This is a genomic window from Rhizobium sp. Root1334 (assembly GCF_001426665.1).
Taxonomy (GTDB): domain Bacteria; phylum Pseudomonadota; class Alphaproteobacteria; order Rhizobiales; family Rhizobiaceae; genus Pararhizobium.
Genome location: NZ_LMEY01000020.1, coordinates 1 through 8235 on the forward strand (window position 1 = coordinate 1; position 8235 = coordinate 8235).

General features: G+C 57.4%; 9 protein-coding genes and 1 pseudogene. 6 read left to right on the forward strand and 4 right to left on the reverse strand.

Going from position 1 to position 8235, the window contains the following annotated elements:
• Positions 1-152 precede the first annotated feature (152 nt).
• The gene (locus ASD36_RS18410) at positions 153-974 is read left to right on the forward strand and encodes a universal stress protein (RefSeq protein ID WP_060511725.1); all 822 of its coding nucleotides are present in this window, start codon (positions 153-155) and stop codon (positions 972-974) included.
• Between the two features lie 270 nt (positions 975-1244).
• Here the strand turns inward: ASD36_RS18410 and ASD36_RS18415 are convergent, their stop codons facing one another.
• Complete coding sequence (locus ASD36_RS18415) at positions 1245-1574, reverse strand: TraR/DksA C4-type zinc finger protein (RefSeq protein ID WP_060504048.1); 330 nt, start codon at positions 1572-1574, stop codon at positions 1245-1247.
• Between the two features lie 355 nt (positions 1575-1929).
• On the opposite strand from ASD36_RS18415, the gene ASD36_RS18420 reads away from it, so the two are divergent.
• Together ASD36_RS18420 and ASD36_RS18425 are read left to right on the forward strand one after the other, a co-directional pair.
• The gene (locus ASD36_RS18420) at positions 1930-2334 is read left to right on the forward strand and encodes an OsmC family protein (RefSeq protein ID WP_060511726.1); all 405 of its coding nucleotides are present in this window, start codon (positions 1930-1932) and stop codon (positions 2332-2334) included.
• Positions 2331-3027, forward strand: a pseudogene (locus ASD36_RS18425) (VIT family protein). Before ASD36_RS18420 ends, ASD36_RS18425 begins: the two are co-directional and overlap by 4 nt.
• A gap of 150 nt (positions 3028-3177) precedes the next feature.
• Here the strand turns inward: ASD36_RS18425 and ASD36_RS18430 are convergent.
• On the reverse strand, positions 3178-3750 hold the full coding sequence (locus ASD36_RS18430; protein WP_060511728.1) for a cytochrome b/b6 domain-containing protein: 573 nt from the start codon (positions 3748-3750) through the stop codon (positions 3178-3180).
• Complete coding sequence (locus ASD36_RS18435) at positions 3750-4025, reverse strand: PepSY domain-containing protein (protein ID WP_060511730.1); 276 nt, start codon at positions 4023-4025, stop codon at positions 3750-3752. The genes ASD36_RS18430 and ASD36_RS18435 overlap by 1 nt, the downstream gene beginning before the upstream one ends.
• A gap of 170 nt (positions 4026-4195) precedes the next feature.
• Here ASD36_RS18435 and ASD36_RS18440 point away from each other — a divergent pair, with 170 nt between their 5' ends.
• The 3 genes from ASD36_RS18440 to ASD36_RS18450 are packed head-to-tail and all read left to right on the forward strand — an operon-like array spanning position 4196 to position 6536.
• A complete protein-coding gene (locus ASD36_RS18440) occupies positions 4196-4531 on the forward strand; it encodes a PepSY domain-containing protein (protein WP_162246361.1) in 336 nt (111 codons plus the stop codon).
• Positions 4528-5193, forward strand: coding sequence for a response regulator transcription factor (locus ASD36_RS18445; RefSeq protein WP_060504055.1), 666 nt, complete (start codon positions 4528-4530; stop codon positions 5191-5193). The genes ASD36_RS18440 and ASD36_RS18445 overlap by 4 nt, the downstream gene beginning before the upstream one ends.
• Positions 5190-6536: a sensor histidine kinase gene (locus ASD36_RS18450; RefSeq protein WP_060504056.1), complete on the forward strand. Its 1347-nt coding sequence runs from the start codon at positions 5190-5192 to the stop codon at positions 6534-6536. Before ASD36_RS18445 ends, ASD36_RS18450 begins: the two co-directional genes overlap by 4 nt.
• A 184-nt stretch (positions 6537-6720) precedes the next feature.
• Here ASD36_RS18450 and ASD36_RS18455 read toward each other — a convergent pair whose 3' ends face one another.
• The gene (locus tag ASD36_RS18455; protein WP_060511732.1) at positions 6721-7788 is read right to left on the reverse strand and encodes an AI-2E family transporter; all 1068 of its coding nucleotides are present in this window, start codon (positions 7786-7788) and stop codon (positions 6721-6723) included.
• Between the last annotated feature and the right edge of the window lie 447 nt (positions 7789-8235).

Sequence of the window (8235 nt, forward strand, 5' to 3'; positions counted from 1 at the left end):
CTCTCATCAGCTTGCCGGCAGTGGCGCGCTGATACTCATCCGACCCTCTGGGATGAGCCGTGGTCGTCTAAGCTACACCACTCCCTGGGACACGATCGAGGCAAAACGTTCGTTCCGCGCAAAATCGGGAATTCTGGAAAGGGAGATACCCCATGAAGCCTCAATTTCACCTGCCGTTGACGACCTATCCGGATCCAAGTTCGTTCACGCTACTCCAGAACGCGATTACTTTTGCCCGAAATCAGAGCGCGGATCTGAATGTAACGATCGCGAGGGTGAAAATACCGAATGTACACAGCGCATTTCCACCCATCTTGGACATCGCGAAAATGAGTGCGGACGCTGAAGGTACAAGTCGCGACAACGCGGAGTTTCTGACGCAAGCGACCAGGGACTACGCTGAAACCGCCGGGATTAGCGCGACGATCTCCTATCTCGAAACCTTGGAATCCCAAATTGGTGAGGCGTTTTCGAGAAGAGCACGAATCCACGATTGTTCCCTCATGGAAGCTGTTCCAACGGCCCGCTCGCTCGTAGAGAGTATCCTATTTGACAGTGGAAGACCTGTGATCCTGTATCCCAGCGAGCCATCCTGCGGGCGCGTCGACGTGATTGCGATCGCCTGGGACGGCAGCGCGACTTTGGCGCGGGCACTAGCCGGCGCGCGTCAGTTCCTCGATCAGTCCCCAAAGATCGTGCTGATATCGGTCGTCGATGACAAGGCGATAGACGAGGATTTGCATGATCGTTTTTCTGCAGCATTGCGAAAAGGCGGACTGTCGGTGGAGGTCGCGAAAAGGCGTGCAGATGGAGAGCTGGCCGCAACGGTGCTTCAGGGGGTGGCAAAGGAGTATCGCGCCGACCTGCTCATTGCCGGCGGCTACGGGCATTCGCGGTTGAGAGAGCGCCTTTTGGGCGGTGTTACCCAGTCTTTTCTTGCTGGGCCCGAAATCCCTATGCTGCTCGCACATTAAGGGGACGAAAATACCATAACGGCCGTACCCCGGCATCGACCGGTGTCCGCGAGACCCAAGCACAACTGAGGTAGCCCATTGAGACCACGCGTTCAATAAGCGGAAGGTTGCCATCAGCCGGTGAGTTAAGCGGACAGTCGGCCGGTCGCTTTGACGACAACGGCGGCGAAAGGTGCTGGTCAAGAGGCGTGGTAGTAATCTGGTGGGGAAACAGAGCTTGGGTGCTGCTCCCGTCTTGCTTCAGGTCGTTCGGCGGCGTGTCAGACTCGATCAGGCCTTTGCAGTTTCACGGGCGCACTCGACGCAATAGGGCGTGAACGGCAACGCTGCGAGTCTAGGCTCACCTATATCTCCGCCGCAAAGCACGCATCGCCCGAAGTCTCCCTTTTCTATGCGATCGAGGGCAGACAGGATCGCCTTCAGTTCTTCGCGACCGCTCCGCTCCAACCCTATAAGGACCTCGTCATTCTCCGTTTCGATCGCCCGGTCGCTACTGTCATCATCCAGTTCTTGGCCAAGGTCGCTGTCGATCATGGCGAGGCGCTTCTCAAGCCCACGACGGCGATCTTCCAGTTCAGTTTTGATCTCTACGATGTTCATTAGTTTACCTCGTTTCGCTCTCTTCTAAAATAGGCAACGATCGGGTTTTAATCATTGAGCTGGATCAAGGAGGCCTTGGACGACGGCGTCTCACCGAATTTTACAGTTGGATTGCAGTCGCACGTCAATCGGAGCGCTGGAGCTGCAGCAGCCCGCTAGGTTATCCGGGGCAGGGTTAAGGCCTACACTGCGAAGACACAGACGACACACCTCCCTCGCCAGTCAGCGAACAACGGGCGGGCTCTCGATATCGTCCTGTCTTCTTGATGCCGATCAAATCGCGCCTCTCGACTTGTTGATAGAGTATTACGGGGTCGCCGCCGGGCGTGCCAGATATCTGAAAGGTTTGCTGTCGATGCTTGAATATACAGTCAACGCCCGCCGGGTCGATGCGCGCGGCAGCCTTGCATCCACGAAGCAGGCTGAAATACGGCTTGACACAAGCCTTGTCGGTTGTGGCGACGCATTCAATCCGGCGGAACTGCTACTGGCGGCGGTGGCGGCCTGCATGATCAAGGGCATCGAACGCGTTGCACCGATGCTCGACTTCGAATTTCACGGCGTCGACGTCACCCTTCATGCCGTCCGGCAGGACGCGCCGCCGAAGATCATCTCGATCGATTACGAATTGGCCATCGACACGATTGAAAGCGATCAGCGACTGGAACTCCTGCACAAGAATGTCCGCAAGTACGGTACAATTTCCAATACGATAGCGGCTGCGGTGCCCCTTGAGGGCGTTATCAGGAGAAAGGCATGAGCCGTCTGCATCCGGAAAATCACCTCGTTTCGCGCATCGGCTGGCTGCGTGCCGCCGTCCTTGGTGCCAACGACGGCATCGTCTCGACGGCAAGCCTTATCGTCGGCGTGGCGACGGCCTCGGCGGCAAGCTCCGAAATCCTGGTTGCGGGCGTGGCCGGGTTGGTCGCAGGTGCCATGTCGATGGCGGCCGGCGAATATGTCTCAGTGAGTTCGCAGGCTGACACCGAAAAAGGCGGACCTCGACCGCGAACGTGTGGAACTGGCAACCCAGCCCGAGTTCGAGCGTGAAGAACTCGCCCAGATTTACGTCAGGCGCGGCGTGGACGTTGTTCTGGCACGACAGGTTGCCGATCAAATGATGGCCAGGGATGCACTTGCCGCCCATGCCCAGGATGAACTCGGCATATCCGAGATCACCTCCGCAAAGCCAATCCAGGCCGCACTCACCTCGGCTGCGACCTTTGCGGTCGGAGCGGCGATGCCCCTTGCTATGGTCATGGTCTCGCCCGCCTCCATGCTGGTCGCTACCGTATCGGTTGCCTCCCTTGCGTTTCTCGCCCTTCTGGGTGCCATAGGCGCAAAAGCCGGCGGCGCAAATGTCGTCCGGGCGACCTTGAGGGTGACGTTCTGGGGCGCGTTTGCGATGGCGCTGACGGCAGGTATCGGCGCGGTCGTCGGGAAGGCCATCTGAACGGTCAACGCTTCCGTCGGACGCGCGGCGAGATTTTGTAATCTACGATCGGATTGGTTCGACAAGTGGGTCGCACGCGATCATTCCCGCGCAAAAAATAGCGCGGGAATGTTAGATCGTAGCTCCGGCATTTGGGATAGGCACACGATCTCAGTCTCTACGTTTCCGGCCTGTGATCATGGCGCGGACGAGGTTCTCGCGGTGTTCGATGCTGGCGAGCAGGACCCCGAGAATGTGAAGCACGATCAGGCCGAGAGTCGAATAGACCAATGTCCTGTGGGTATCCTCCACCCATTCGACGCCCCAGTACGCATCGGTCGTCATCATGGCGCCGGTGGTGACGATGCCCGCGATCATCAAGAGAAGCGCGATCACCATTAAGCCGCCTGCCGGGTTGTGCCCGATATATCGTTTTGCACGCAAGCGGGCGGTATCGGCAAGGAAACCGAGAACGGTGACAGGGTTGCGAACGAAGTTGACGAAGCGGGCATGCTCCGACCCGAAGAGACCCCACACAACGCGGATGGCTACCAGCACCCCGATCATGTAGCCCGACAGGATATGCGCCGACCTCCATTCGTCGCCCGTGAAGAACGAGAAGGCGAAAAACCCCACCAGCGCCCAGTGGAACAGCCTGACCACGGGGTCCCAGACCCTGATCCGTTCCGGTCGCTCCTCGCGACCGGTCAGGGAGCCCAGCATTTCGTGCTCGGCGCTACGCATCAATCGTCACCATCGACGCCGACCTGAGCGCCGGTTTCCGGATTGAAGAGAGCTTCGACCTTCTGGCCGTCCTTGATCCCGTAGACTTCATAGCAGCCGTCTTCGACCTTGATCTGGCGAACTTCGAAGCCCATCTCCATCGCCTTCGCCTTCAGGGCATCCTCGGTCATCCACTTGTCCTGTGGAGCGGTTCCACATTTGCCAACGTCTTCTGCGTGGGCAACGCCGGCGAGAACGGAAGCGGCGAACAGGGAAGCAATCAAGATATTTTTCATCGTCATTATCCTTCGTTGACCCGGCCGAGCACCGTTGCTGCGAACCGTTAACTGCAAACTAAGCGAAGGCAGCTGAGCGATACCTGACGCAGAATGTCAGCGAAACTTCAGCGTCGGGGTGGTAGGAATGGGGGATGATACCGGGAGCAATAATCAAGAAAAGAGGGAGCGTGAGAGCGTCGCTAGGAGTTGCGCTTCTCCTCGGGTTGGCGCTTGGCCATGTCTCCGTATCGCGTGCCGGCGATGAACATGACGACACCGTCTCGCCTGATGATGTCCGTGAACATATTCGCGAGCGCGTTCAGAAGGGCGAAATAAAATCGCTGGCTGAATTGCGGCGCATCGTGACGGGGCAGGTGGACGGTCAGATCGTCTCGACGTCGGTTGATCAGGAGCACGGTATCACCGTCTACGAATTTCGTGTGCTGCGGCCTGACAACCGAATGGTTGAGGTCGAAGTCGACGCCGCATCGGGTGTGGTGGTGGAAATCGAGAACGACGAATGAGAGTGATGCTTGTTGAAGATGATCCCTTGATCGCCCGCGATGTCATCACGCATCTCGAGCGGGCCGGGTTCGTCGTTGTCCATGAAAAAGACGGAGAATCAGGCTGGTTTACAGGAGATGCCGAGGAATTTGCGGCGATCGTGCTCGATCTCGGTCTGCCCAAAATGGATGGGTTATCCGTTCTGAAGCGCTGGCGGGCTGAAGGCCGGGTGACGCCCGTGTTGATCCTGACGGCGCGTGGCAACTGGCAGGAGAGGGTGGAGGGCATTGATGCTGGTGCCGATGACTACCTTGCAAAACCCTTCCAAATGGCGGAACTGCTGGCCCGCCTTCGCGCCATCATCCGCCGCAGTGCGGGCCAGGCGAGTTCCACCGTGATGTTCGGCGATATCACCCTAGATACGCGGACAAAGACCGTCACACGCCTGGGCCTGCCGATCGATCTCACGCCGCTTGAATACCGTTGTCTGGTGTTTCTGGCAAACAACAGCGAGCGCAATGTCTCTCAGATCGAATTGACGGAACAGCTCTACGCGCAGGACTTCGAGCGCGATAGCAATTCTGTCGAGGTGCTCGTTGGACGTCTGCGTCGCAAACTCGGCCGTGATGTGATCGCCACCCGGCGCGGCTATGGATACCGCATAAACGGAAGTGCCGCATGAGGAGCTCGATCCGCGGTCGCTTCCTGGTGGTGTCCATGATGAGCGTTATCCTCGCGCTCATCATGGCCAGCCTCGTGCTGATCAACCTGTTTACCCGCAATCTCGAGCGCCGCATCGATGAGGAGCTGACCGGCCATATCAACAATATTGCTGGAACATTACGCTTTGCAGCAAATGGCGGAATTGAGCTGCCGGATAGGCCTGTCGATCGTCGCTTTCATGAACCTTATGGCGGTCTTTACTGGCAGGTGGAGGACGATCTTCGCAACAGGCAGCTACGCTCTGCCTCGCTATGGGATACGTCACTTCCTTTGCCTAACGACGATCATGAGACGGGTTCCATCCATCGCTATCATCTCGCAGGGCCGGAAGGCTCAGACCTTATCGTGCAGGAGCGCAAGATCGTATTTGCTGCTCCCGACGGAAAACGGGCTATTCGCGTCGCCGCGGCCATTGATGCGTCCGTTGTGTTAAAGGCGAGCCGGACCTTCATGTTCGATATCATACCTTACATGGCGGCGCTTGCGGTGTTCCTGATCGCAGCCTCGCTGGCTCAGTTGACCTATGGTCTGCGTCCGATTTCATCGGTGAGTGACGGGCTCGACCGCATCCGCGCGCGCAAGGCTGAGCGCCTCGGCGGCGCTTTCCCAAGTGAACTCCAGACCGTTGTCGATGCGGTCAACCGGCTTCTTGAAGCACAGGCAAAACTGATTTCACGAGCGAGAACACGCGCCGCCGATCTGGCGCACGGCCTCAAGTCACCGCTGACCGTCCTGTTCAACGACGCAGAGACCCTACGCGAGCGCGGCGAAGTCGAAATCGCCGACGAACTGGTTCGTCTGGCCGACGTCATGAAATCCCATGTCGAGGGTGAGTTGACGCGCAGCCGGATAGCCGGCAGCGCAGAGTTGCGCTCGTCTGACGCCGATCTCGCCACGTCGCTCAATACGATCGTGCGAACGCTGAGGCGGACGCCACGTGGCGAGCAATTGACCTGGACTATTGACGTTGCGCCTGGGATCTCCATTGAAATGGATCCGAATGACCTGCAGGAGCTCTTGGGCAATATCCTTGACAACGCCGTTAAATGGAGCCGATCTGCCATCCGGATCACCGCACAGCAGCAGGGTCGAAGGCCTGTTTTGGTGATCGAGGATGATGGTCCCGGCACCAGTCCTGGAGGGCTTTCCACGATCATGGAGCGCGGCATACGCCTCGATCTCAAGACGCCTGGGACAGGTATCGGCCTTGCCATCGTCCGCGACATTGCCGATGTATACGACCTCTCGATCTACATCACGAACATCGAAGCTGGCGGTCTACGCGTCAGGATTGGCTTCTGACTGCCCTCGTGAGCCTTTCCATAACTTATGGAGAATTGGAAAGCTCCAAGTCATCAGGAAACCAGTTGGGGCGAGCAAAGCCTTGATGGTCTACGGTTCGGGCCAATCAAGGCAGGGTGGGTCTGCTTTGTGAGCGCCATCGTTGGCCATAAACCGCGTCAGTCATGACATGCCCGTGGAATATTCACTGTGTGTCCTTTGTTTCCAATTTCTCGTCGTGCTGCTGTTGCTCAAAGAGAGACCATGCAGAGATGAAGAGTGCGGCAATAAGCGGACCGATCACAAAACCACTAATGCCGAACAGCGAAATGCCGCCGAGCGTCGAGATCAGCACCACATAGTCAGGCAGTCGCGTCCCTTTGCCGACCAGCGGCGGACGCAACAGATTGTCGATGAGTCCTATGACCAGCATGCCGATGAAGGCCAGGATCAGTCCCTTCAGCCACGCACCCATGATAAACAGCCAGATTGCTACCGGAAGCCACACGAGCACCGCGCCAACGACGGGCAGCATAGAAAGGAACGTCATGATGACGCCCCACAACGGGGCGGCTTCTATTCCAAGAGCCCAGAACGCAATGCCGCCAATCGTGCCCTGGATCACAGCGATGATGATGTTGCCCCTGACAGTGGCGCGAACGACAGCCGCGAATTTGTCCACGAATTGCCGCGTGTAGGCATCGCTCAGCGGTATCGTATGTCGGATCGTCCGGCCAAGTGCGGCGCCGTCCCTGAACAGGAAGAAGAGGAGATAGAGCATAATGCCCAGGCTAATGAAGAACTGCAGCGTATTTTGCCCAAAACTTAGTACGCCGCCGGCGACCGACTGGCCGGCTCGCATGACGCCAGATGCAGCTTTCGCGAGCAGTTCCGTAAAGCCGCCCAGCTTCAGTGAGTTCAGCCAGTTGTCAATGAATGTCGGCAGCGCGTCCTCGAATCGGGCCAAATGGTCGTTAAGGTCGATTTCGTTGCTGCTGATCCGCTGGTAGAGGCTGGTTCCTTCCTGAATGAGAGACCCGAGGATGATCATTGCCGGTATGATGACGAGGCAGATGCATAACAAGACGGTTAGCAAGGCGGCGATATTTCTGCGACCCGGCAGCAAGCGCTCCAGCTGCTTATGAACCGGAAAGAAGATGATCGCAAGAATGACCGCCCAAAGGATAGCGTTGTAATAGGGCAGGAGAAGCCAGATGAACGCGATCGTCACCAGTGCCAAAAGGACGTAAAAGCTCGTTCGCTGAATAGACATGACTTCCTTGTTGGCTGGGCTGTTCTCGTCCCTTCCTGCAGGACCACGCCCAAGGTTGCTTAATTCGACAATAGGCGCGTCGTGACGCAAGGCCAACTGGAACCGTTACGCTGAGCCAGCTTCTTTGCACCAGTCTTAGGGAGTATCTAATTGAAGTAAGGTGCTGCGGCCGCCGTCACTGTGTCGCGCGCAGGCGCAAACTCACCTTGGAGCTGCGAGATCATTTAGGCGGACAAACATAAGGCACTCACAAAAAGGGTCAAAGTTCCATAAATATGCTTATGTGATACACGTATTACGCTCATCGCTGAATATTACGCTAAAAAGTAGCAACGAGAATTCCCAAGCTATCTGGGACAGAACTTGTAAAACAACCACCGCTGGATTCGAGCTTACGCGCCATCGTAGCGGCCGATCATACGACGCAACTGCGTGTTCTGCTCAAGC